Annotated in this window: 22 protein-coding genes and 1 tRNA gene; 12 read left to right on the top strand and 11 right to left on the bottom strand. The window is 41.1% G+C overall.

All coding sequences use genetic code 11. From position 1 onward, the window contains the following. Positions 1–24 precede the first annotated feature (24 nt). From DW640_RS08205 to DW640_RS08195, 3 genes are all read right to left on the bottom strand, one after another. Positions 25–1,038, bottom strand: a complete 1,014-nt coding sequence (locus DW640_RS08205) for a FecR family protein (protein ID WP_008765463.1) — start codon at positions 1,036–1,038, stop codon at positions 25–27. 70 nt (positions 1,039–1,108) lie between these two features. Then, a complete protein-coding gene (locus DW640_RS08200) occupies positions 1,109–1,699 on the bottom strand; it encodes an RNA polymerase sigma-70 factor (protein WP_008765464.1) in 591 nt (196 codons plus the stop codon). Positions 1,700–1,825: 126 nt separating this feature from the next. Next, on the bottom strand, positions 1,826–4,018 hold the full coding sequence (locus DW640_RS08195; RefSeq protein ID WP_048696997.1) for a GH92 family glycosyl hydrolase: 2,193 nt from the start codon (positions 4,016–4,018) through the stop codon (positions 1,826–1,828). Positions 4,019–4,276: 258 nt separating this feature from the next. Here DW640_RS08195 and sppA point away from each other — a divergent pair, with 258 nt between their 5' ends. From sppA to DW640_RS08170, 5 genes are all read left to right on the top strand, one after another. Next, a complete protein-coding gene (sppA, locus tag DW640_RS08190; protein WP_117577813.1) occupies positions 4,277–6,055 on the top strand; it encodes a signal peptide peptidase SppA in 1,779 nt (592 codons plus the stop codon). A 10-nt stretch (positions 6,056–6,065) separates the two neighbouring features. Beyond that, positions 6,066–7,208, top strand: coding sequence for a tetraacyldisaccharide 4'-kinase (gene lpxK / locus DW640_RS08185; RefSeq protein ID WP_055301199.1), 1,143 nt, complete (start codon positions 6,066–6,068; stop codon positions 7,206–7,208). Continuing rightward, the gene (locus DW640_RS08180; protein WP_008761225.1) at positions 7,147–7,956 is read left to right on the top strand and encodes a purine-nucleoside phosphorylase; all 810 of its coding nucleotides are present in this window, start codon (positions 7,147–7,149) and stop codon (positions 7,954–7,956) included. Before lpxK ends, DW640_RS08180 begins: the two co-directional genes overlap by 62 nt. Positions 7,957–7,971: 15 nt before the next feature. Continuing rightward, the gene (gene thiL / locus DW640_RS08175) at positions 7,972–9,006 is read left to right on the top strand and encodes a thiamine-phosphate kinase (RefSeq protein WP_008761224.1); all 1,035 of its coding nucleotides are present in this window, start codon (positions 7,972–7,974) and stop codon (positions 9,004–9,006) included. Between the two features lie 165 nt (positions 9,007–9,171). Next, positions 9,172–9,244: transfer RNA gene (locus tag DW640_RS08170), tRNA-Phe, on the top strand. Between the two features lie 77 nt (positions 9,245–9,321). Here the strand turns inward: DW640_RS08170 and DW640_RS08165 are convergent. From DW640_RS08165 to DW640_RS08140, 5 genes are all read right to left on the bottom strand, one after another. Next, the gene (locus DW640_RS08165; RefSeq protein WP_022470651.1) at positions 9,322–10,548 is read right to left on the bottom strand and encodes a glycoside hydrolase family 76 protein; all 1,227 of its coding nucleotides are present in this window, start codon (positions 10,546–10,548) and stop codon (positions 9,322–9,324) included. A gap of 270 nt (positions 10,549–10,818) precedes the next feature. Continuing rightward, on the bottom strand, positions 10,819–11,277 hold the full coding sequence (locus DW640_RS08160; RefSeq protein ID WP_008765470.1) for a cold shock domain-containing protein: 459 nt from the start codon (positions 11,275–11,277) through the stop codon (positions 10,819–10,821). Between the two features lie 54 nt (positions 11,278–11,331). Next, on the bottom strand, positions 11,332–12,456 hold the full coding sequence (locus DW640_RS08155; protein WP_008761181.1) for a DEAD/DEAH box helicase: 1,125 nt from the start codon (positions 12,454–12,456) through the stop codon (positions 11,332–11,334). A 94-nt stretch (positions 12,457–12,550) separates the two neighbouring features. Continuing rightward, positions 12,551–13,624 (bottom strand): nitronate monooxygenase family protein, encoded by a 1,074-nt coding sequence (locus DW640_RS08150; RefSeq protein WP_199610296.1) that lies wholly within the window; start codon positions 13,622–13,624, stop codon positions 12,551–12,553. A 363-nt stretch (positions 13,625–13,987) separates the two neighbouring features. Beyond that, positions 13,988–14,290, bottom strand: coding sequence for an RNA-binding protein (locus DW640_RS08140; protein ID WP_008761179.1), 303 nt, complete (start codon positions 14,288–14,290; stop codon positions 13,988–13,990). Between the two features lie 319 nt (positions 14,291–14,609). Between DW640_RS08140 and DW640_RS08135 the strand changes: the two genes are divergently transcribed. Beyond that, on the top strand, positions 14,610–15,386 hold the full coding sequence (locus tag DW640_RS08135) for a LuxR C-terminal-related transcriptional regulator (RefSeq protein WP_117577809.1): 777 nt from the start codon (positions 14,610–14,612) through the stop codon (positions 15,384–15,386). On the opposite strand, the gene DW640_RS08130 is transcribed toward DW640_RS08135, so the two are convergent. Beyond that, positions 15,387–15,971, bottom strand: coding sequence for a phosphoglycerate mutase family protein (locus DW640_RS08130; RefSeq protein WP_117577807.1), 585 nt, complete (start codon positions 15,969–15,971; stop codon positions 15,387–15,389). A gap of 141 nt (positions 15,972–16,112) precedes the next feature. On the opposite strand from DW640_RS08130, the gene DW640_RS08125 reads away from it, so the two are divergent. The 6 genes from DW640_RS08125 to DW640_RS08100 all read left to right on the top strand — a co-directional run bounded on the left by DW640_RS08125 (position 16,113) and on the right by DW640_RS08100 (position 24,146). Next, positions 16,113–18,173, top strand: coding sequence for a UvrD-helicase domain-containing protein (locus DW640_RS08125; protein WP_117577805.1), 2,061 nt, complete (start codon positions 16,113–16,115; stop codon positions 18,171–18,173). Positions 18,174–18,879: 706 nt separating this feature from the next. After that, complete coding sequence (locus DW640_RS08120; RefSeq protein WP_117577803.1) at positions 18,880–20,535, top strand: lipopolysaccharide assembly protein LapB; 1,656 nt, start codon at positions 18,880–18,882, stop codon at positions 20,533–20,535. A gap of 162 nt (positions 20,536–20,697) precedes the next feature. Continuing rightward, a complete protein-coding gene (locus DW640_RS08115; RefSeq protein WP_016269651.1) occupies positions 20,698–21,102 on the top strand; it encodes a hypothetical protein in 405 nt (134 codons plus the stop codon). 12 nt (positions 21,103–21,114) lie between these two features. Further along, positions 21,115–22,401, top strand: a complete 1,287-nt coding sequence (locus tag DW640_RS08110; RefSeq protein ID WP_182423048.1) for a leucine-rich repeat protein — start codon at positions 21,115–21,117, stop codon at positions 22,399–22,401. Between the two features lie 245 nt (positions 22,402–22,646). Then, positions 22,647–23,198, top strand: coding sequence for a LemA family protein (locus DW640_RS08105; protein ID WP_008761174.1), 552 nt, complete (start codon positions 22,647–22,649; stop codon positions 23,196–23,198). A gap of 15 nt (positions 23,199–23,213) precedes the next feature. Next, on the top strand, positions 23,214–24,146 hold the full coding sequence (locus tag DW640_RS08100; RefSeq protein ID WP_008761173.1) for a DUF3137 domain-containing protein: 933 nt from the start codon (positions 23,214–23,216) through the stop codon (positions 24,144–24,146). An 82-nt stretch (positions 24,147–24,228) separates the two neighbouring features. Here DW640_RS08100 and DW640_RS08095 read toward each other — a convergent pair whose 3' ends face one another. Both DW640_RS08095 and DW640_RS08090 read right to left on the bottom strand, forming a co-directional pair. Further along, complete coding sequence (locus DW640_RS08095) at positions 24,229–24,936, bottom strand: TIGR02757 family protein (protein WP_008761172.1); 708 nt, start codon at positions 24,934–24,936, stop codon at positions 24,229–24,231. A 12-nt stretch (positions 24,937–24,948) separates the two neighbouring features. Continuing rightward, entirely contained in the window at positions 24,949–26,271 is a 1,323-nt protein-coding gene (locus tag DW640_RS08090) for an MATE family efflux transporter (protein WP_117577799.1), read from the bottom strand. Between the last annotated feature and the right edge of the window lie 143 nt (positions 26,272–26,414).

Below are 26,414 nucleotides of genomic sequence, written 5' to 3'. Positions count from 1 at the left end.
AGCATTATAATCTCTGGTAACCGGTTAGTAGATAGTTATATTACGTTCTTCAATCTTATATTGCATTTTTTCCGTAGAAGCCAGTGCTTCCAGTACTTCCTGGATATTTTGTTCACGACGAACGAAGTTGCCATAGAAGCGGAATGTTTTTAAGGAATCATTGGCTATGTGAATCTTCACATTATAGCTACGTTCCAATTCTTTGGCGATATCCGGTAAGAGTTCTTCATCAAAAAACAAGTAACCGTCCGTCCACTGAGACGCATTGGATGCGGTAACCGACTCTACAGTCAAAAGCCCGTTCGCCTTATTTAATACGGCCCTTTCATCAGGTGAAAGGACTGCTTCTTTTTCTTCTCTCAACAAGTTGTTCAATCCGACCTTACCTTCCAGCAAAGAAACGACCACTTCATGATCTTCCGGATAGTCACGGAAATTGAATTTTGTTCCCAACACCTGTAATTGCAAGTCTTTAGTCTTTACGAAAAAGGGAATCTTCTCATTCCGCTTTACCTCAAAATATCCTTCCCCTTCCAGTTCTACTTTTCGGTTATCGACACCAAACCCCTGCGAGTATGTCATGCGTGAACCGGCATTAAGCCAGACTAATGTGCCATCCGGCAAATAAAGTTTTGTTTTTGATCCTAAAGGGGCTTCTACTGAAATATCTGCAAAAGTATCTTTCACATTCACCTCTCCCTGCCAATAAGAAATACATCCCACCGCTATTATGATTGCAACAACCGCAGCATAACGCCACAACGCTGACAGGCTAAAACCTCGACGGGAAGTGCTCTGAATTTCCTTCTGACTTTCGACACGGTTTCTAAAATTCTCAAACGCTTTATCCTTATCATAGACAGATGCGGCTTCACGACTTACAGCTGAAAACCAGATCTCCCGCTGACGGATAAAATATTGCTGATTTTCAGCCGATGCGGCAATCCATGTTTTTAGTTCATCTAAAGCGTTCTTATCCAGACCTTCAGTCAGATAGTTGGCAATCAGTTCATCAATATGTTTATTTTCTTCTTCCATATTTATGCTTTCTATAAAGGAGACAGTTGTTTTTTAATTAAGGGTAGTCAGAAAATGATTTTTTTTCGCTTTACCTGAAAAAAAATAGTAATAGAGAAATCAGGTACTTACTCAAATGAGCGTGTAAAGAAGCTAAAGCATTCTTTATATGATACTTAACTGTATTAATAGATATTCCCAGTTCACCGGAAATTTCTTCGTATGATTTTCCTTCAAAGCGACTTTTAGCAAAAACCCGACGGCATTCGTCCGGCAATTTATCGATAGCCTTATATATTTCGTTTTCAAGTTCACGTTCCAGTAAAATACCTAACGGATGCGAATCGGACAGTATGATTTTATCATCCGTTATCTCATCGGGCATAAGAGCAGAAAATGCTATTTCTCTCTTTTCACGTTCCGAATTAAGATAGTTAATGCAACGATTACGGACAGCTCTCAGCAGGTAACTACGGATAGAGACTGAAATATCCAAAGTCTCACGTATCTCCCATAAATGAAAGATAGTATCTCCTACAATGGTTTCGGAAAGGAACTGATCTTTTAGATAACCATTGGCAACATAACAGAGCAGGGCATAGTGATGATCATATATGTAACGATAAGCATTTTCATTGCCTATCTTCAGTTGTTCCACTATTAAAGTTTCAGTATTCTCCATGAATGTACCAGTCAGATTAATAGCACAAATTTAGAGAATTATTCGAATTTAAAGCATATAAAGCCAAAAATCCCTCCAAAGAAAAAAACTTTGGAGGGATCTTCTTTATACTACTCTGTATACAGTCTATTTCATCTTATATACGAGTGTACCACCTTTCAGAATATCTTCATGAGAAATCGTATTCTTTGTATAAGGTTCGCCATTCAGCGTGATACTATCCACATATTTATGTTCCTTCGATAAGTTTTCAGCGATCACAGTAAAGGTCTTTCCATCAGCCAGATGTAGCACAATCTTCGGTAACTGAGGAGCTCCGAATACATAATCACCGCTTACCGGATCTACCGGATAGAAACCCATTGCACTGAACATATACCATGCGGACATCTGACCACAGTCATCATTACCACAAAGTCCGTCAGGCTTGTTCTTATATTGAGTATCAAAGATTTCACGGATTAGTTCCTGTGTACGTTCCGGACGCCCTGCCAAAGCATATAAATAAGTAACATGATGACTGGGCTCATTACCATGTGCATACTGTCCGATCAAACCTGTCACATCAGCCTGGGTTGTTTCCAGTTTCACTGTAAACAGGGAATCCAGCTTGTTCAGGAAAGGTTCTTCTCCACCGAAGAGAGCAATCAAACCGGGAACATCGTGTTGCACATGCCAGGTATATTGCCATGCATTTCCTTCCGTATAGTCACCGCCTGTACTTTCCGCATGTCCTACATCACTAGGATTAAACGGAGATTTCCAGGTTCCGTCAGCTTTACGCGGACGCATAAAATTCGTCTGTGAATCGAATAAGTTCTTATAATAATCTGCACGTTTCGCAAAGTAAGCAGCATCTTCTTCTTTTCCCATACGACGGGCCATGTCAGCTGCCGCATAATCGTCATATACCGATTCCAGAGTTGAAGAGACGGATTCCGCTTTTGTCAGATCTGTCGGGAAATATCCGTATTTCGTATACACTTCCCAGTCGGACTTCAACGGATGAGATACAGTCTGTGTCTTCTTCACCATATTGAAAGCACGTTCCGCATCAAAACCACGGAAACCTTTTCGGTAGGCTTCAGCAATAACAGATACACCATGATTGCCGATCATACAGAAGTTTTCTTTTCCCCACAATGCCCAAATAGGCAGGAAGCCTTGTACTTCACCTTGTTCTATCAATGAATTAACAAAACCATCCACACGTTCGGGAACCATTAATGTATAGAATGGATGAGCGGCACGATAAGTATCCCATAAAGAGAAGGTTGAATAGAATGTTCCTGTTCCGGCCTTCACAATCGAATCGGCAGCATTACGATACATACCGTCTACGTCTGAAATCTGGTTAGGCTGAATCAGTGCGTGATAGAAACAAGTATAGAAATTCGTCTTTTCATCATCCGTACCCTCTACGTCAATGCGACTCAGATAGCTGTTCCATTCGTCATGGGCAGCCAGCTTCACACCGTCAAAGTTCCAGTCTGGTATTTCAGCCTGCAAGTTCTTCTTTGCTCCCTCTACGCTGGTAGTCGAAAGGGCCACCTTCATCATCAGTTCATCTCCCGGCTTCAAGTCGAAAGTAGCAATGATTCGCTTTCCTTTCTCAGTTTCTCCCATCGGAAGGTAAAGCGAATCTATTACCGGACGATTAAACTTCATCACAAAGAAGTAGTCCTGATCAACCCAGACCGTGTTATTCACGTGTCCGGTCAGCGTCTGAGCATCTTCCCAGTTCACTTCGCAACTATTCACTTGTGAATGATATTGTTCTTCTCTCCAGGCAGGTCCGTGCTGCAAGTCAATCAGCAGAGAAGCTGAATCCGCTTTATGATATGTATAACGATGAAGAGCTGCATGGATAGAAGCAGTCAGTTCCGCCTTTACCTGCGGATCGGATAATTCGACTGTATAATATCCCGGAGTAGCAGCTTCCTTGTCTTTCGGGAAATGGCTGCGGTAAGCATCCCATGCACGGGCACGGGTACCGGTAACCGGCATCACCAGAATATCCCCCAAATCCATACATCCGGTTCCGTTCAGATGAGTCTGAGTGAAGCCCCAGATCAGAGAGTCCTGATAAGTATATTCCGAACAATATCTCCAACCTACTGCACCCGTCACCGGACTGGTCTGTATCATTCCGAAAGGATAGCAAGCTCCGGGGAATGTATGCCCATTGTCAGCAGCACCAATAAAGGTATTCACATACTGAGTGTAATCTTTCGTTTCCGCTTGCTCCGTCGGAGAACAGGAAGTGTACATAAACAGTCCCGCCAAAGCAACGGCCATCACAGGGGATTTTCTTTTCATGATAATCATAATGTTAAGTTAATGCTACAAATTTAGAGAATAATTCTCAATGCTACACTAAAATACAATAGAAAAATGGTCCCCAAGTCCGATCATTCAAAATTTATATCTACCCTGTTCCGGGCAGCATTCTAAAAGCAAATAAACCTGATTCATTGTGACAAAACAAAAATTCGCACGACTTATTGAATAAATATCAACTCAATTATTTATCTTTGTTAGCTTTAAAACAAGCTGACTCAAAAAAACAATAGTATAATGAAAGATTTCTTGAAATTTACGCTCGCCACTGTGACCGGTATCATCCTGTCAAGCATTGTATTATTTATTATCGGCATGGTAACATTGTTCGGCATTGTATCAACCGCGGATACAGAAACAATAGTGAAAAAGAATTCTGTGATGATGCTCGACCTGAACGGTGTATTAGTCGAACGCACTCAGGAGAGTCCGTTAGGTATCTTATCACAGTTGTTCAGCGACGACTCCAATACATACGGGCTGGACGATATTCTTTCTTCCATCAAAAAAGCAAAAGAAAATGAAAATATCAAAGGAATTTATCTGCAGGCAAGTATGCTCGGAACTTCGTATGCATCTTTGCAGGAAATCCGTAACGCATTGCTCGACTTTAAAGAAAGCGGAAAGTTCATCATAGCCTACGGAGATAGCTATACACAAGGACTTTATTATCTTTCCAGTGTAGCGGACAAGGTATTGCTCAATCCGAAAGGAATGATTGAGTGGAAAGGCATCGCTTCCGCTCCTCTGTTTTATAAAGACTTACTGCAAAAGATCGGGGTAGAAATGCAGATATTTAAAGTAGGTACTTATAAATCCGCCGTAGAACCGTTTATTTCTACAGAAATGAGTCCTGCCAATCGTGAACAGGTGACAGCTTTTATCAACTCGATCTGGGGACAGGTTACCGAAGGGGTATCTGCTTCCCGCAGCCTCCCCGTAGATTCACTGAATGCTTTAGCTGACCGTATGCTGATGTTTTATCCGGCAGAGGAAAGTGTGCAATGTGGCTTGGCGGACACATTGATTTACCGCAATGATGTTCGCAATTATCTTAAACAGTGGGTGGACTTGAAAGAAGATGACCGCCTTCCGGTGCTAGGGTTGAGTGATATGATCAATGTGAAAAAAAACATGCCGAAAGATAAAAGCGGTAACATCGTAGCGGTCTATTATGCCTCCGGAGAAATCACAGATTACAGCGGTTCTTCAACTTCTGAAGAGGGAATTGTAGGCACAAAAGTTATTCGTGACTTGCGTAAGCTAAAAGATGACGAGGATGTAAAAGCTGTCGTTCTCCGTGTTAATTCACCGGGTGGAAGTGCTTTTGCATCCGAACAAATCTGGCATGCCGTGAAAGAACTGAAAACAGAGAAACCAGTAATTGTTTCTATGGGTGATTATGCCGCATCAGGTGGTTATTATATCTCTTGTGTAGCCGATACAATCGTTGCAGAGCCGACTACATTGACGGGATCCATCGGAATTTTCGGTATGGTACCGAATGTTAAGGAATTATCAGAAAAGATCGGTTTGACCTACGATGTGGTAAAAACAAATAAATTTTCAGATTTTGGAAATATCATGCGTCCTTTCAATCAGGATGAGAAGACACTGATGCAGATGATGATTACCCAAGGTTATGATACATTCGTCAATCGCTGCGCTGAGGGGCGCCATATGAGCAAAGAGGCCATTGAGAAAATAGCTGAAGGTCGTGTATGGACAGGAGAAGCTGCTAAAGAACTTGGACTGGTAGACGTACTCGGAGGTATTGATACAGCTTTGGAGATTGCTGTCAGGAAAGCAGGAATCGAAGGATATACAGTTGTTTCTTATCCGGCAAAACAAGACCTCCTTTCTTCACTGCTCAATACGAAACCCACTAATTATGTGGAATCACAAATATTGAAAAACAAGTTAGGAGAGTATTATCAACAATTCGGTATGCTGAAAAATTTAAAAGAGCGTTCCATGATTCAGGCACGCATTCCGTTTGAACTAAATATCAAGTAAACTGTACTGCATGGACGAACACTTTATCAAGATACATAAGTGGCTTTACCCTGTCTCATGGATTTACGGGGCAGTGGTAACAGTAAGAAACAAACTCTTTGACTGGGGATTCCTCCGGTCAAAGAGTTTTGGTGTTCCTGTCATCTGCATCGGCAACCTGTCTGTAGGCGGCACGGGAAAGACGCCGCACACCGAATATCTGATAAAGCTGCTTCGTGATAACTATCATGTGGCAGTATTAAGCCGGGGATATAAAAGGCATAGCCGAGGATATGTGCTTGCCACTCCCCAAAGTACTGCACGCAGCATCGGTGACGAGCCTTACCAGATGCATACCAAGTTCCCGTCTGTCACACTAGCTGTCGATGAGAACCGCTGCCATGGCATAGAACAATTACTATCCATCAAAGAACCGTCCATTGAAGTTGTATTGCTGGATGATGCTTTCCAGCACCGTTACGTCAAGCCGGGACTAAGCATCCTGCTGACGGATTATCACCGCCTCTTCTGCGACGATACTTTACTTCCGGCAGGTCGTCTGCGCGAGTCTGTCAACGGTAAAAACCGGGCACAAATCGTCATTGTCACAAAGTGTCCGCAGGATATTAAGCCGATTGACTATAATATTATCACAAAACGACTGAACCTTTATCCTTATCAGCAGTTATACTTCTCATCGTTTCGTTATGGAAATCTGCAACCGGTATTTCCATCAGCAAATTCAGAGATTGATTCTACAGTGAATGAGTTACCGCTGAGTGCTTTAACGAATACGGATATTTTGCTGGTAACGGGCATTGCATCACCTGCGCCTATTCTCGAAGAGTTGAAAATGTATACCGATCAGATTGATTCGCTTTCATTCGACGACCATCATCATTTCAGTCATCGGGACATACAACAGATCAAGGAACGATTCGGAAAACTGAAAGGTGAACATAAACTGATTGTCACCACCGAGAAAGATGCAACCCGCCTGATTCATCATCCGGCATTGAGCGAGGAACTGAAACCGTTTATTTACGCCTTGCCGATTGAGATTGAGATATTACAAAATCAACAAGATAAATTTAACCAACACATTATTGGCTATGTTAGAGAAAATACAAGAAACAGCAGCTTTTCTGAAAGGGAAAATGCACACCAGTCCTGAAACAGCCATCATCCTTGGCACCGGACTTGGCAGTTTGGCAGACGAGATCACCGAGAAGTATGAAATAAAGTATTCGGATATTCCTAACTTCCCAGTGTCTACTGTCGAAGGTCATAGCGGTAAACTGATTTTCGGCAAGTTGGGCAACAAAGACATCATGGCAATGCAAGGGCGTTTTCATTATTATGAAGGTTATTCCATGAAGGAAGTGACTTTCCCTGTACGTGTAATGCGTGAGCTGGGTATCAAAACATTGTTTGTATCCAACGCCAGCGGTGGTACAAACGAAGCTTTTGAAATCGGTGACCTGATGATTATCACCGATCATATCAACTACTTCCCCGAACATCCGCTTCGTGGCAAGAATATTCCTTATGGTCCACGCTTCCCGGATATGAGCGAAGCATATGATAAGGAACTGATTCGTAAAGCTGACGAGATTGCTCAGGAAAAAGGCATTAAGGTACAACATGGAATTTATATCGGTACGCAAGGCCCTACTTTCGAGACTCCTGCTGAATATAAACTATTCCACATTCTGGGTGCCGATGCAGTCGGTATGTCTACCGTTCCCGAAGTGATCGTAGCCAACCACTGCGGAATCAAGGTATTCGGAATCTCCGTCATCACTGACTTGGGAGTAGAAGGAAAAATTGTAGAAGTATCGCATGAAGAAGTTCAGAAGGCAGCGGACGCAGCTCAACCTAAAATGACCACTATCATGCGTGAACTTATCAACCGTGCTTAATACTAAACTCTATTTATGCGAACTGAAATAGCAACTCTCGGCGAGTTCGGTCTGATCGACCGCCTCACCGAGGGAATTAAACCAGAAAACGAATCAACCAAATACGGAGTGGGTGATGATGCCGCCGTCCTCTCCTACCCTTCGGAGAAACAACTATTAGTAACAACCGACTTATTAATGGAAGGTGTTCATTTCGACCTGACTTATGTCCCTCTGAAACATCTGGGATATAAATCGGCCGTAGTCAATTTCTCCGATATCTATGCAATGAACGGTACGCCCCGGCAGATCACCGTATCGCTCGCTCTTTCCAAACGCTTCAGCGTAGAGGACATGGAAGAGCTTTATTCAGGCATTCGTCTGGCATGCCAACAGTATCATGTTGACATTATCGGAGGCGATACATCCTCTTCTCTTACGGGACTTGCCATCAGCATCACCTGTATCGGAGATGCCGATAAAGACAAAGTGGTCTACCGCAACGGAGCCAAAGACACTGACTTAATCTGTGTCAGCGGTGACTTGGGCGCTGCCTATATGGGTCTGCAACTCCTGGAACGTGAGAAAACAGTACTGAAGGGTGAAAAAGATATCCAACCGGACTTCACCGGCAAAGAATACTTACTGGAACGCCAGTTGAAACCGGAAGCCCGTAAAGATATCATCGAAAAACTGGCGGCTGCCAATATTGTCCCCACATCCATGATGGACATCTCCGATGGTCTGTCGTCCGAATTAATGCATATCTGCAAACAAAGTAATACGGGATGCCGTGTCTATGAGGAACATATTCCTATTGACTATCAGACGGCTGTCATGGCAGAAGAATTCAACATGAACCTGACCACTTGTGCCATGAATGGCGGTGAAGATTATGAATTGCTTTTCACTGTCCCCATCGCCGATCATGAGAAAGTATCACAGATGGAGGGAATCCGCCTCATCGGGCATATCACCAAACCCGAACTCGGTTGCGCATTGATTACCCGTGACGGACAAGAATTTGAATTGAAGGCTCAGGGATGGAATCCGCTAAAAGAAGATAAATAGATTTTCTCAGTTATATACTGAAAAATATTTCATTCCATACAACACTGATAATAAGCAAAGTAGCTTTTTATCAGTGTTTTTTATTTATAGAAGCCTTGCAGAATCCAAAACTTTAACTACCTTTGCAACCGCAAAAGAGAAACAACTGAGTTGAATTAGCCTTACGGTGCCATAGCTCAGTTGGTAGAGCAAAGGACTGAAAATCCTTGTGTCCCCGGTTCGATTCCTGGTGGCACCACTATCAACTCAGTAACAAAAATCCCTTGAACTTCAAAAGTTCAAGGGATTTTTGTTTTATCTCTTTTCTTATTCACTCTATCGGTGTTTAAGTACACACATAGCTTCCATCAGCATACAACCGGTCAGATGCGATGTCAATCCCACACTCTCATCATCAGCAGGTGCTTTTCTCCAACGACCGCTATATAACATAGTCTTCTGATTCACTCCTTGCTCTGCCATAACCGTAGCACAATGAGTTATGTAGTCGCGAAACTTATTATAATTGGCACTATCCAGTGCAGGGTCATTAATCAGTTTCACAAAATAACGGAAGAAGATGCCATGAAACAAGCCACCGTCACCACCTTCTGCATCGGAGAGTACACCTTCATTGGTCGACAAATGGTCAATCACAAAATTGGCCGCTTTTACTGCATCTGCCAGATATTGCTTATCACCGGTTATCTTATACAGTTCATGAGCTGCTCCCAGGAAAGTACCCGAGTTGTACGAAAATACCCATTTGGTAATCTTGCCTTCTCCATTCATGCTGTCATACACTGCCCCCGTCTGACGGTCGAACAAGTTATTCTTCTCCCATGTATATATTTTAATGGCCTCATTCAGATAAGCCTGTTTGGGTTTTCCGGCCTTTTTACCCATAGCATCGTAAAAATTATACAACCGGGCAGCAATAAGGGCAGCAGGACCATTGGAACAAGCGTTCTTAGATTTTGCCACATCCGTCTTCCAGGTAATGCCACCAAACCACGGAGCCTCATCTTCCGGTCCCCAAGTAGACCAAACCCAATCATCGTAGGTCTGTCTCGCCTTTTTCAGATACTTGGTATTCTTAGTGCTTTCAAACATGCGAATCTGTGCCAGAGCAATCCATTCCATATCGTCTACAAACACATTCCACCACGGGTCTTCCTCTCTGCCCGCAAAATTGAATTTCGGTGCACCTTCCCACCACAACGGGTATATATTCAAATACTGTTTGCTTCCGGTACGCATATATGCATCTACCATGACATCCATAGCATGTGCCTGTGGCCAATAATGATTGGTAGTCATATTGGAAAGATCACTACCATAATTAAAATAAAACCGATTCTCATACCCTTTGAAGTTTGCGCCCCAAAAATGCTTGATAAGGGCTTGCGACATACCATCTGCCATTTTCTGCCAATAAACAGGCGTCTTTTCCGCCAGACTTGCTGTAGTTTTTTCTACAATTACAGGATTGCTTCCCCCTGTCTCCGCAGAGAGCTGCAAAGTCAAGCTGAGAAAAAATACCGTAATCAATAAGTTCTTCATGTTTTCTGCGTTTAAAAGTTAATAATATTTCAGACTCAGCGGGCAAAGGTATGAAATAGTAGAGATAATGAATCATTATTTCTTGCCATTTTTGTACGATATGCTGCATTCTTCTTCCGGTTACCCTCCGTTCCCCTGTCTGCCTGCAATACTATTTTTACGCATAAAAAATCCCTTGAACCTCTGAGACTCAAGGGATTTTTATTTTATCATATTACACTTAAGCAAATGAATATCTAAAAATAAGTTTCAATACTTACATTTTTTGTTTTAATTCTCCACCGGTTTCTTTTCGAGACAGATATTGACCGCATTCATTCCTTTCACACCACGTTCAAGATCGAATGTTACAATATTACCTTCCGAGATATTACCAACGACATTATTAACATGGAAAAAGTACTTATCAACTCCGGCAAGGTCCTTTATAAAACCAAAGCCTCTTGCCTCATTAAAGAATTCAACTCTCCCTCTCAATATAACGGGTTCCTCGTCTTCTTTCTTCGGAGTTGCAATGATTATCTCATCCAGGTTTATCTCTTCCTTTTTGATATTTTCAGCCGGAGGAGTCGAAGTTATCATTCCATTCTCGTCCACATAAGCAATCATATCATCGAAGCTGCTTTTACTGGATAACTTCTTGCTATCCTTTTTCTTTTGTTTTTCTTCTCGTTTAGCGAGTCTCTTTTTTTCATTTTCACGTTTACCTACCGTAATGGATTTTGCCATAGAACTTATATTTAATTTATACTATATTTTAATGAATAATGTAAGGGAATGACCTTAAATTGTAAAATCAGCCCTATTTAGTTTTTTGCCTGTCAATTTCTGAATATCATTAATCTGTTTGCGTTCTTCCTGAGAGCAGAATGTAAGTGCCATACCTGCATTTCCTGCTCTTCCCGTACGCCCGATTCGATGTACATATGTCTCGGGAACATCAGGAAGATCATAATTGATAACCAACGGCAGCTCATTAATATCAATTCCCCGGGAAGCGATATCTGTGGCAACCATCACTCGCGTTTTACCCGACTTGAAGTTACCCAATGCGGACTGCCGCGCCGCCTGACTCTTATTTCCATGAATAGCCTGGCTGCCAATGCCGGCTTTACCCAATATTTTAACTATCTTATCAGCATTGTGCTTGGTACGCGAAAAGATAAGTACCGACCGGTCCTCCGATTTTTGCAAAATTGAAATCAGCAACAGGCTCTTTTCTTTCTTCTCTACAAAGTAAACCAGTTGCTTTATAGAATCTACCGTTGATGATTTCGGTGTAACATAAATCTTCAACGGATTCTTCAGCAAGGAATTAGTCAGAGCAATAATCGTATCAGGCATTGTAGCCGAAAAGAACAAAGTTTGCTTTTCTTTCGGAAGTTTCGGCAATATTCGTTTAATATCATGTATAAAGCCCATATCAAGCATACGGTCTGCTTCGTCAAGAACAAAATACTGAATATTATCCAATCGTATATGTCCTTGATTCATCAAATCGAGCAAACGCCCCGGAGTAGCAACCAGAATATCGATTCCTTTATGCAGCATATCCACTTGCGGACGTTGATTCACGCCTCCGAAGATGACCCCGTGACGGATACGTGTATACTTTGAATAATCTTCAATACATTCACTGATTTGCAATGCGAGTTCGCGGGTAGGAGTCAAAATCAGAGCTTTGATTCCCGAACGCTTGCCTTCTCCCTTATTGAGATGCAAATGTTGTATAATAGGTATTGCAAATGAAGCAGTCTTTCCGGTTCCAGTCTGCGCACAGCCTAAAATGTCTTTTTTTGCCAATGCTACAGGAATCGCTTTCTCCTGAATAGGAGTAGGTACTGTATATCCTTTTTCTTCAATTGCTTTTAAAATAGGTTCGGTTATATTTAATTCTTTAAATGTCATAAATGTTATTTTTGCTGTTTCAGCACAGCGGTTAATTTTATATATAGTAAGAGAGCACAACACATTCAATACTGAATATGCAAGGTCTCCGATATTAAACCAGTTTGTGAGTCGCTAAGAAAAACTCGCGTTCCAGTGTATTCATCACTTCTTTCACACTGCTTATTTTATCTGCGAAAAAGGCGTTGCTACCGGCAAAAGCATAACCTTTTTTCATATTTCCTTTGGCCGCATTATACAGCGCTTTAATAATGCAATAAGGACTTTTTGTATAGTCACACGTCTTAATGCAATGGAATGAGCATTTCCTCGGCTTTTCCAGACCATTATTCACACTATGAATAAATTCTCCGTCAATAGCCCGTCCCGGCATTCCGACAGGACTTTCAATAATAAGAACATCTTCGGATTTGGAGTGAATATACACTTCTTTGAAAGTTTCCGAAGCATCACATTCAAGGGTCGTCACGAAAATACTTCCCATCTGCACTCCCGAAGCTCCCAGTTCCATAAAGTGCGCAATATCTTCCCCTGTCGAAATTCCACCGGCAGCAATCACCGGAATATGTTTCTGTTCTTTATAACTGGCCGCAATCGCCACCACTTCGGGAATCAATACATCCAAAGCATAATTCTGGTCTTGGAGCTGTTCTTTCTTAAACCCCAGATGCCCTCCGGCTTTGGGACCTTCTACCACTATCGCATCCGGCAGATAGTTATAATTCTTTTGCCATTTGTCACAGATTATTTTGGCAGCTCTTGAAGAAGATACAATAGGTACTAATTTCGTAATACTCCCCGTAGTCAAATAGGAAGGCAAATCAAGTGGAAGCCCGGCACCGGAAAATATCACATCAATCTTTTCATTAATCGCAGTACGCACCATATCAGCATAATTCGATAAGGCCACCATGACATTCACACCAATAATACCTTTTGTTTTCATGCGTGATTTGCGAATCTCTTCTTTCAGGCCGCTGATGCATTTTTCTGTATAAGTGCCTTTTTCTTTGGGATAAAGCAACCCCAGACCTGCACACGATATAACTCCCACTCCTCCTTCGTTTGCTACTGCTGACGCCAGACCGGACAATGATATCCCAACTCCCATTCCACCTTGTATAACAGGTACTTTAATTTCAATATTTCCTATAAAAAATGATTTCATATATTTTATTCTGTGCTTGGCCATTTCAAAATCAACACACTCCGAACATACTCTATTCAAGTATTCAAAGTCGCCTTCATCATTGGCTGTTCGCTTGATTGGATATTATTTATTAAACTCTCACTCCTGTTTCTTCCAAGAGCATTGTATTACAAAAAAGCCTAATAATCTATTGTCAGAATGGAAAGTGCAGGATTATATACTCCTAATATTGCGCATAAAAGAGGCAGAATTAGCAGAACTTAAATGTAAAATGATTTTTCGTTTTCTCCGTATAACAGAAATTCCTCCGTTGAATCATGAAACGGTAATAGTCTGTATAAAAGCAGAAGACATTATCTTCTGCTTTTATTTATTCTGATATTAATATCTTCTTGAATTGTTATAACCACCTCCACGGTTACCACCGTATGACGGTTTTTCAGCGCGAGGACGTGCAACGCTCACTGAAATAACCTTCTGGTCATATTCAACTCCGTTCAATTCGTCAATAGCTTTTTGTCCTTCTGCATCATTCGTCATTTCTACGAAAGCGAATCCTCTGGATCTGCCGGTTTCTCTATCAAAAATAACTTTGGCTGAAGAAACTTCTCCATACTCTGCAAATAAATTTGTCAAGTCAGCATCATTTGTGCCATAACTTAAACCTGAAATGTAAATGTTCATCTAAAATTTTATTAAAAATAAATACTAATTTGGAGTGAGGAGGATAATTACAGAAGAGGACTACTTACTAATAATATATTATAAAGAAGAACTACACAATAATGATTCGTGACTCAAACTCTGGGAACAAAGATAACACAATTAATTAGATAACTATCTTTTTATTATTTATTTTTCAAGAGATGTTCAATAATTATCATTTGTTAGCACGATTATTGTATGGAAACAATAAGAATAAGCAAATCTCTACTCCTTCCTTGATAATATCACGGATTATATCTACTTTTGTCATACTTCAATCAAAAAAACAGTTCCATACATGCGGGAAATCAAGCTAACAGATATCACACGGGAAGAATTGTGGGCAAAGCAACGTTTGTCCTTTACCGACATCGACTATGCCGTGTGGGAACGGAATAAATCCATGCTTCATCAATTCTCGAAGATGAACCGGAACTGTACATTTGTAGTAGACGTATATAAATGCAGATATACCTATGCTTCTCCGAACTTTGTAGATTTACTGGGATATGATGCCCACAAGATAGCAACATTGGAAAGGCAGGGTGATTATCTGGAATCGCGCATCCATCCCGACGACCGCGAACAATTGCTCATCTTACAAATAAAATTAAGTCAGTTTATATACAGTTTGCCTCCGGAACAACGAAATGACTATTCTAATATTTACAGTTTTCGTGTTCTCAATGCGAGGCAACAATACGTGCGTGTTGTCAGCAGGCATCAGGTTCTGGAGCAGACCATCGATGGAAAAGCATGGCTGGTAATCGGGAATATGGATATCTCACCTGATCAACAAGAGGCCGAAACGGTAGACTGTACTGTACTCAATCTGAAAAATGGAGAGATGTTCTCCCCTTCTCCGTCACTGCAGACCTTCAGTCCTCTCACCAAACGGGAAGCTGAAATTTTACGCCTGATCCAAAAAGGACTGTTAAGTAAAGAAATAGCAGACAAACTGTGTGTCAGCATTCATACCGTCAATATTCACCGACAGAATCTATTACGGAAATTAGGAGTACAAAATTCCATTGAAGCCATCCGAATAGGATATGAGACGGGGATATTAAGCTGATTAAGGCATCCATTCCAGCACTCCTCCCACCGGATGCTCTTTTCGCCATTCTTCAAACCCGGCATAAGTCCGCACTCCATCCCGTATGACAGCCTGATAATATTCTACCCCCATAATCTTTTCACTTTCGGGTGTCTCATTTTTCAATTGAAGAATTGTCCGCTTAATCTCATCTGTCAAGACGGAAGAAATACGTTCGGCTACTTTCTCAAAATATCCATCGTATCGGGAACCTTTCCGGATATGTATCATATCAATTTGCCAGAGTGCATTATCCGAATCCTGATACCAGGCATGCCATTCCACACACGCCTCAACAGTATGCAGCAGATTCACGCACTCTATCTTCTTCACTGACGTGTTTTCCGCCAGCTTCGCCATCGCCCTGAAACTATCGGCTAAACTTAAAAAAGACGTATATATATGAAAATCAATATCCCGGTGTTTCATCAGCAACCCCATACGAAGAGAACCAACCAGATTAACCTGTGCACCAATGCTTTCCCATATCGGGATAACATTGACTTTCTCTATTATTTCCCATGCTTTCTGCTGATTTCGTCTTGCAATATCAAGGATATCCATCTTTCTTCTAGATTAAATGAGCACGCAAAAATAAGAAAAAGGCTTGATATATAGCTATAAATAACTATTTAATACCCCACCGGATCTAGCTAACTTTGCCACCCTTTCAATCAACTTTTAATACCCAAACTGAATTTATATATGATATTCAACGAAACAGAAGAGCAGGAAAAAGCATATTTGCAACAGGTGCTCAATATCATCAATGATACGATAAACAGCACAGACAAGTCTGTTAAAGAGCACATAGATACTCTGCAGGAATACAAAGATTATCTATGGTCCAATAAAGACATCGATCCTCATGAAATCCGTTCCATGCGTGAAAGTATACTGAATCATTTTGCACGAGGCGAAAATGTGATAGACAAACGCAATCGCCTGAGTAAGATATTGGATATTCCTTACTTCGGACGAATCGACTTTAAGGAAAATGGAAGCAGCGGCAAAAAGCTTCCTGTATATATAGGTATACACACATTCTACGATTTCAAAAACAAAAGAAATCTGATATATGATTGGCGGTCACCTATTTCGGGTATGTTTTATGACTATGAGTCAGGTGAGGCCACTTATTCTTCTCCGTCAGGTGAAGTGCATGGAGAGATTTCACTCAAGCGTCAGTACCGCATTCGCAAAGGTAAGATGGAATATATGATTGAAAGTTCCGTCACTGTTCATGATGATATCCTGCAAAAAGAGCTCTGTTCCAATGCAGACGACAAGATGAAAAACATCGTTATGACCATCCAACGCGAACAAAACCGGATTATCCGCAACGAAGATACGCCCGTACTCATCATACAGGGAGTCGCCGGCTCGGGAAAAACGTCTATTGCCTTACACCGTATTGCTTACCTGCTCTATGCACAAAAAGGAAAAATTTCATCCAAAGACATTCTGATCATCTCACCTAATAAAGTATTTGCCGATTACATATCCAATGTCCTTCCGGAACTTGGTGAAACGACTGTACCGGAAACCAGCATGGAACAGATTCTCTCCACCGTCCTTGACAACAAATATAAGTTTCAGAATTTCTTCGGACAAGTCTCGGAACTACTGGAAAAGCCGGCTCCGGATTTTATCGAACGGATACAATACAAAGCTTCTTTCGAATTTGTTTCCCGACTCGACAAATTCATCCTCCATATGGAAAATCACTATTTCAGAGCGACTGATGTAAAACTCACCAAGTATATCACTATTCCCGCAGAATTCGTAGGGGAACAGTTCAAACGATTCCATCGTTACCCCATACGCCAACGATTTGAAACCATGGCAGATTACATTCTGGAAATGATGAAAATCCAGTATAACCTTACAGTGACTACCGCTGAGAAAAACCTGCTGAGAAAAGAAATTAAGAATATGTTTTCAGGAAATAACGACCTCCAGATCTATAAAGACTTTTTCGAATGGGCCGGAAAACCTGAAATGTTCAAGATGCGAAAGAATCGTATGCTGGAATATGCAGATATGGCCCCCCTGGCTTATTTACATCTCGCATTGGATGGAAATAAAACTCAAACTCATATCAGACATCTTCTGATAGATGAAATGCAGGACTATTCTCCCATACAATACAAAGTGATCCAAAAACTTTATCCCTGCCGGAAAACAATTCTTGGAGATGCTTCTCAATCTGTCAATCCCTATGGCTCTTCAACTGCTGCCATGATTCAAAAAGCTTTTACCACCGGAGAAGTAATGAAACTATGTAAGAGTTACCGCTCTACTTTTGAAATTACCAGTCTGGCGCAGAAAATTCAGGCAAACAATGAACTGGAACCCATTATGCGACATGGAGAACAACCTGAAATTTTTCCATTCAAGAATGCAGAAGAAGAAACGACAGGCATTGTTAATTTGGTATCGGACTTCAGAAACTCCGGATATACATCTTTGGGAATAATCTGTAAAACAGAAACTCAGGCAAAAGCGCTTGCTCAGAAACTCCAAGTCCATACAGATAACATATCGTTTTTGTCAAGTCTAAGTTCAGCTTATACAAAAGGCATTGTTGTCACTTCCGCACACATGGCAAAAGGGTTGGAATTTGATGAAGTGATCGTTCCACAAGCTGATAATCAGAATTATCATTCCACCATAGATAAAAGTATGCTTTATGTGGCGGTGACAAGGGCGATGCATAAAATCACATTGACCTATAGCGGGATACCCAATCGGTTCATCGAATAATTCCCATCAAGATGGTGGTTATTTGCCCGTTTACCGCTTCTTTGCATATAGTATACCCTGGCTTAACCTGTTTATCAACTAAAGTTTGTGTATTATCTAACTGACATCTTCATCGTTCCACCCGGGTGAACAGTCTCTATCACCTAGGTGAATAAGCCAGTTCATTATTGTGCAATGATCTGTTCACCCGGGTGGAACGATGAAGATGTAGGTTAGATAACAGAATAAGATATATAGGATAACATCTAGGATACAGTGACTTAACATACAAACAACTGCTGGTTTTAAACAGATATAGCGGACCACATCTTATGTACTTACTTTGATGTGAGAGATAGCAATGAGAGATAACCGAAAACTAGTGGTTTTGATGGAAAAACAATGAGAGATACCTGTTCGGAAAGGTATCTCTCATTCATTATATTAATGATTGTCAGCATACTAGATATTCCACAGTGAGACCGTGAGACTAAAATTATTTTTTTTCTTTCTAGAAGAGTCTTTTTCCAATAATGACAAAGGATTCATTGTAACAGGCAAAAGCAGCACATACCGCTTTGATGATATTGGAGAACTGCCCTCTATGAATATGACAATGATGCATATGGAATCACAATGATAAAAAATAATGTGTCAATGCAGTCATCATTAAAAAAAGGCACTACTCCTTATTTCAAATCCGAGAGATTTTCACTACATTCACAGCATGAAATACAGAATTATACTTGGACTATCAGCCATTCTCTTTTTTACAGGATGTTATAATAGAGAACATATTTCCCGGCTTGACGAGGCGGAAGCTCTGTTACAAAACAAGCCGGACAGTGCCTTGACAATATTAAAGCAGCTCAGACAGGAAGGCAGTCAGGCCGAACAGGCCAGATATGCCTTGCTTTACTCGGAAGCATTAGATAAAAACCATATTAAAGTAACGGATGATTCACTGATTCGCCAGGCTTGGAGCCATTATAAACACTATTCCAAAGATTTACGACACCAATGTAAGACTCTCTATTATTGGGGACGAATTAAACTACGGGCAGGAGACAAACCGGGAGCATTGCGCCTTTTTCTCAAAATAGAAGAGAAACTGAAAGACACCAATGAACCTTATTATACAGGACTGTTATACGGGCAAATCGGTGAAGTATATTATGAACAGATGAACTACAGCCGGGCTTATCATTATTTCCGTGAAGCCCGCAATAACTTCCGGCAGTCGGATAATGTACGTGAAGAAACGGAGTCAACACTTGATATGGCAGCCGCAGCTTTTCATTCGAAAGACATAGAGAAAGCAATGCGTCTCTACGCCGCCGCTCTTGATCTGGCCGACGAACAAAAGAACGATCACCTGGCAAAAGCCAGCCTCACGAACCTTGCCTCTCTTTATGTAGTATCGGGCAAGCGGCAAATTCCTCATGACTTGCTGCAACGCATCGAGCTTTCCGCCCGACAGGATACCCTGTACGGCTACCATACACTGGTAGATGTGAACCTTCTGAAAAATCGTATAGACAGCGCACGCTACTATCTGGCTCTCGCAGAAGCACAGACTACCGACATCCGCGACTTGGCCGACCTGCAATATACCGCATATCGTATTGAAGCACAAACCAGGAACTTTGAGAAAGCAACCGATAACATACATCGTTATATCTATCTGACTGATTCGCTGACACGCTCAAACATGCAGTTTTCCGCCGGCATGGTGGAACGCGAATATTTTAAAGAACGGACTGACTTTGCCGAATACCGGATGAAAAACCGTACTACCTGGGAAATCGCAGCAGCAACTGTAATCCTTCTGATGATAGGAGTGGCTTATTACATCACCCGCCAACGCCTGCGACTGCAACGCGAACGTACCGACCGCTATCTGCTACTGGCAGAAGAAGCTAATTCCGAGTACAAAACTCTGACCGAACGCATGGAAGGACAACGCAATACTGAAAACCATCTAAAAGGATTGATAGCCTCTCGTTTTGACATTATCGACAAATTGGGAAAAACTTACTACGAACGCGAGAATACCGCATCACAACAGGCCGCCATGTTCCACGAAGTGAAACAAATAATCACCGATTTTGCAGAAAACAATGAAATGCTGCAAGAACTGGAGCTTATCGTAAATACCTGCCATGACAACGCCATGCAAAAACTCCGGAATGATTTCCCTGCAATGAAAGAAGCTGACATCCGGTTACTCTGCTATATCTTTGTAGGTTTTTCACCACAAGTAATAAGCCTGTTCATGAAAGATACGGTAGCCAATGTATATGCCCGTAAGTCACGACTTAAATCACGTATCAAATCAGCAGAGACTGCTAACAAGGACCTGTTTTTATCACTTTTCGGATAGGTGTTAGGCCAGTGTTAGAAATCTGAGAACCCATTCAAAATAACTATCTGAATATCAACACTATTAAAACACCAGTGTTAGATTTACAAGATCGTATCATAACTCAAAAATGATACGATCTTACTACTTTTGCATTCGAAAAAATTGAAAAAAGAGAAGATTATGAGAAAGATTGTTATTCTGCTAGGTATCATACTTTTTATGATAGCGTGCGAAAAAGGAAACGAAGAAGTGAGAGAAGCTAAAGTAGTGGTTGTCGTTTATGATGAAAATGGAAAAATTGCAACGGGTATTCCCGTAAAGATGTATAATGAAAAAGATTATAAAGTTTTTGAGAAAGATAATCTGACCTTACCTACTGCGGTTGCCCGAACCAATGAAAGCGGGATAGCCACCTTTATTTTACCGCAAGAAGAATGGTTCGCAGCACAGTCGCAGCGGTTCTTTACATTCGTGGTACAAGAAGGTGGCGGACCTGATAACTACCAGATATGGTCTTCCGGCAGAACCGTAGAAGCAGGTAAGGTAGTGAAAATAGAAATACGTTTAACCCAATTCCCTAACTAAGCTTTTATCACAATGAAACAAACTAAACTTAATATATTAATAGTACTTTGCCTGCAAATGATGACAGGACTTACATTACTGAGTTGCAGCACTGAAAACGATGAATTCAAGAAGGAACTGCCTCCAACGGAGCAACCATCTGAACCCACAGGAGCCTTACTTGAACGTTTTTCCATAGACCAGCTGCCTGCAAAAACGATTTATGCATTAGGAGAGAGTATAGACTTAACTGGACTCAAAGTGACAGGTGAATATGATGATGGGAAACAACGGTCCGTGAATGTTGCCCCAAAACAGATCAGTGGTTTCTCGTCATCTGTCCCTGCCGACAAACAGGAAGTGACCATAACAATAGAAGGAAAGCAGAAAAGCTTTACTATTCAGGTGGCGCCTGTCCGTGTGGAAAACGGAGTTCTGACAGAAGTCCTGAAAGGGTACGATAAAATCATACTCCCCAACAGCGTGAAATCCATTCCTAAAAACGCTTTCAACGGCAGTAAAATAAACAAGGTGACACTCAATGAGGGACTGAAATCCATCGGAGATATGGCTTTCTTCAATTCAACTATTCAGGAAGTTATATTTCCCTCGACTCTGGAACAGCTTGAGGAAAACATATTCTACTATTGCTATCACCTTAAAAAAGCAGATTTAAGCCGGACTAAACTCACTAAACTTCCCGCAAGCACCTTTGTATATGCAGGCGTTGAAGAAGTGTTATTACCTGCTACGTTGACAGAAATCGGTGCACAGGCATTCCTCAAGACGTCTCAACTGAAAACGATTGAGATTCCGGAGAACGTCAGAACAATCGGGCTGGAAGCATTCCGGGAAAGTAGCATTACAACCGTGAAGTTACCGAATGGTGTTACAAACATAGCGCAAAGAGCCTTTTATTACTGTCCGGAATTAACGGAAGTGGCAACCTACGGAACTGTTTTCAATGATGATCCCGAAGCTATGATTCACCCTTACTGTCTGGAAGGATGCCCCCAATTAACACGTTTCGAAATTCCACAAAGTATCCGGATATTGGGACAAGGATTATTGGGCGGTAACAGAAAAGTCACTCAACTGACCATTCCGGCAAATGTGACACAGATTAATTTTTCAGCGTTCAATAACACAGGTATCAAAGAAGTCAAGGTAGAAGGGATAACACCTCCACAAGTATTTGAAAAGATATGGTACGGATTTCCGGATGATATTACTGTCATTCGTGTTCCCGCCGAATCTGTAGAGAAATATAAAACCGCAGCCGGTTGGCAAGACTACACAAACAAAATACAAGCGTCCTGATGATTTATCTGAATTTTCGGTTATCATTGTAAAAGTCGATTCCACATCTGCTTTTTATGATGATAATCGGAAATTCTTTTTTATTCGGTTTCTGTCAGATATATTCAGTAAATATTCCGCTATATATTCTTCTTTACTCCCAAATACTGTTCTATTTTCCAGTTTTATTCTTTATCTTTGACGCAATAAAACTACTTCGAATTCACAAATATAGAAAACGGCAAGAGGATGCCAGACATATAGTTATGACTATACTAATTATTATAGCTGTAGTAGTAGTGATTTTCATCGCTATTTACAACTCACTGGTGCGAAAAAGAAATGAGACGGAAAATGCTTTCGCAGCCATCGACGTAATGCTGAAAAAGAGATACGACTTGATTCCTAATCTGGTAACTACAGTCAAAGAATATGCAGAACATGAAAAAAGCACATTCGCACAGATTACGGAAATGCGCAACAAGTCGTACGCATCTTTCTCTAATCAGGATAAAGAAAATCTGGACTCTGCTTTCTCACAAGCCTGTACACACTTTTTTGCCATTGCAGAAAACTATCCGCAACTGAAAGCGTCTGAAAACTTCGAACAGTTACAACGTGCACTTAACGAAACTGAAGAGCAGCTTTCGGCAGCACGCCGAACTTTTAACGCTTGCGTCACTGACTATAATAATGCAGTACAGACTTTCCCGTCAAATCTGTTGGCCGGTATGTTTGGTTTCACCCGCAAAAGCGTATTCTCCATTTCCGAACAGGAACGTACTGTTCCGAATGTGAATAACTTGTTGAATCAGTAAAAAACAATATATAATATGGCAGAAAGTCCGCAATTTGAGACATTGGTACAAAGTCTTTCCTCTACTCTGCAAAGTCTTGAACAGAAACGCAAAGAACTAAAAAAGCAAGGACATTCCACCGGAATATGGGTAGGAGGGATTATTCTCGTGATTGGTATTGCATTTTCCCTTTATGCCCATGTAGCACTTATTGGAATCGGTATTGCGGCAGGTCTTGCTTTGTTGGCATACTACAGTTGTATAAATGCCAAATCGCAGGAGTTATCCACCTATTATAAACAGGAAGTAATCGCACAAATATTACAATCTTTTTGTGAAAATGCCGTCTTCACACCCGAAGAGGGAATCAAGGAAAGTACATTCAGGAACTGTGCCCTATTCACTTCTCCCGACCGTTATCACACAGAAGATCTGATACAGGGACGTGTAGGAAAAACGGACTTCTGCTGTGCGGAAATTCATGCCGAAGAACGAAAAACACGTGTCAATTCAAAAGGACAGACAAGTCATTATTGGGTAGATATCTTTAAAGGTTTCTTTTTCATTGCCGATTTTCAGAAAGACTTTCAGGGACATACCACTATTTTAAGGAATAGCCTGTTCAAACTAAGCTCCAGCGGTTCGCGGGTGAAACTGGAAAATCCGGATTTCGAGAAAACATTCGATGTTTACTCTACAGACCAGATTGAAGCACGCTACCTTCTTTCTCCTTCAATGATGGAACGACTTCTTGCACTAGACAGAGAATTCAATAAGAACATCACAATTAGTTTCAGAGATTCAAATATTCTGATAGCTATTCCTGAATCAAGAAATCATTTTGAAGCCAGCATCTGGAAACCGATGGATGACCTTAGCCAGCTCAAAAACGATTTCAGCATGATTCATGCATTGGTCTCTATTGTAGAGGACTTGAATCTTAATACACGAATCTGGAGCAAAAAATAAAACGAATCAGCAGAAACAGAACCCGTTTTATATGTCGAACTTAATTGAGGTTTGATTGATACTTCTATAGAGTTTCTGCAACTCAAATCTCCCCGTTGACTCCTAATCCAAATAAAGCAAAATCACCCAGGCAAGGATCATCCGGAAAGACTTCAGCCAATGCAGCGGTGATCCGACGGGCATTCTTCAAAGAAAAAGTTTCCGTATCCGTCAACTTGAAGTAATAAGCTACCCTACAGACATGAGTATCTAACGGAACAATCAGGTCTTTACGATCAAAACTCTCCCAAACACCCAAATCAACCTCCGAATCCCGACGAATCATCCAACGTAAAAACATATTCAGTTTCTTTTGAGGACTTTTGGCAGAAACTTCGAGAAATGCACATAACTTCTCCATAGGTATTCCGGAATATATATTCAAAGCATCTTCCAAACTTCCGAACTGCGTATAGGCCGTATATAACCGACGGAAGTATCCATGAAAATCAGCATACGACAGCATCCGATAAAAACTATGGGTTGCCCCGGAAGGAAAATCTTCCTCCCACCGGCGGGATAATACATATTGATAAGGTGAAGTTCCCATTAGCTTATGTAACTCATCCGCTTTCTTCAATATCTGCTTGCGATTGCCAAAACTCATAATTGCAGTCAGCAGTCCGCTAATCTCTATATCTTGTTTCAGCGTATAACGATGAGGGAACTGTACCGGATCACTTGCGATAAAGCCTGCACAATGGTACACCTCTGCACACATCAAAAGTTTATTCTTTATATCTTCAGTCATTTCGAGAAAGTATCAATCATTGAAAGTACAAAAGTACATATTCTGTTGGGATTTCCTCTTCAAGTACAGAATGGATTGTATTCCCAATAGAATAACGAACAGATATTCCGCCGTCATATACACCGTCAAAGAGGCATGAAAACACTCACTCAGCAAATATAGATAAATCAGATAGATCAGGATAGTAACCAGTTGAAAGACAAAGGCAAGTCTTGTCTTTCCCGTACCTGTAACAGCATTGATATAAACATATCCGGGCAATGCAAACACATAATTCAACAACATGACTATAAAAGGCCAGAAAGCAAGTTTTACTAAATAATCGTTATTTGTATAAAATCCGATGATCCATTGATTGCCCCAAAGAGCTGTCAGTATCAATGGAAGCCCTACCACATAGCCTAATCTGAGAACTTTGCGGCAAACGGGAAAAAGTTCCTTCCCCTGTCCTCCCCCGATCAGATTGCTAACTAACGATCCGGTAGTAGAAGCGAAAGAATTGACTATCACAAAAAAGAGGGTAGACACACTTCGGGTAATATTGGAAATAGCAAGTTCTGTCTTCCCCAAATGTTCAATAGCCACAAAAAACAAAAACCAGGGAGCGACACTGATAAAAGCATGAAGCATACTCCATACGGACAGTTGCAGTAGTTTCATCAGCAATCTGCCATCATAGACGGCACTCAGACCATATTTTTTCTTATCTACCGTTTTACACATATATAACAAGAGTATGAGAAACGCTCCAAACTCAGCAATGGAGGAGGCCATCGCTGCTCCGGATATGCCCATATCTAGTTTGAATATCAGTAAATAGTTGAAAGGAATATTGATACAGACTGCCGTAAGAGCTGCTCCGGAGAGGAGTTTAGTATTCGTGACCCCAACCAGGAAAGCCCGGAAAGCTAAGAAAGGAAACGAAAATAACAATCCGAAACTACGCCAGTCCAGATAACGGATCACAGCCTGATAAATTTCATCAGAAGTAATCAGCTGTTGCAGAATAAACGGAGAAACAAGATGTATCAGCAGACAAAGCATGATTGCCATCACCATCAGAAAATATAATCCCTGAAAGAAGGTGCGCCCTGTTTCTTTGTAATGCTGCTCCCCATTTCTTCGGGCAATCATAACCTGCAGACCAATGCTGAATCCAAATCCCAGCATATAAATCGCTAAATAATATATTCCCGCAAGTGCGGATGATCCCAATTCGATTTCTCCTACGTGTCCTAAAAAGACAGCATCGGTAATGTTGATTAATTGCTCCATCAGAATGCTCATCATCACAGGAAAGTTGATGAGCCATATTTGCTTATATGTATATTTCATTGCTCAACTAAAAATAGCACGATACAGCATACTACACTCATAGCAGTACACAGTTTCGTAAATTCATAAAAATGGGTATAAAAACTCTTTGGCAAGCGGGTCGTTGCTTACCGGATAGCTGAATAGCCTGATTTAGAAAGGAT

Origin of the sequence: Bacteroides sp. AM23-12 (genome assembly GCF_003434395.1) — a bacterium.
GTDB lineage: Bacteria > Bacteroidota > Bacteroidia > Bacteroidales > Bacteroidaceae > Bacteroides > Bacteroides thetaiotaomicron.
This window is presented reverse-complemented; position numbering and strand designations above follow the sequence as displayed.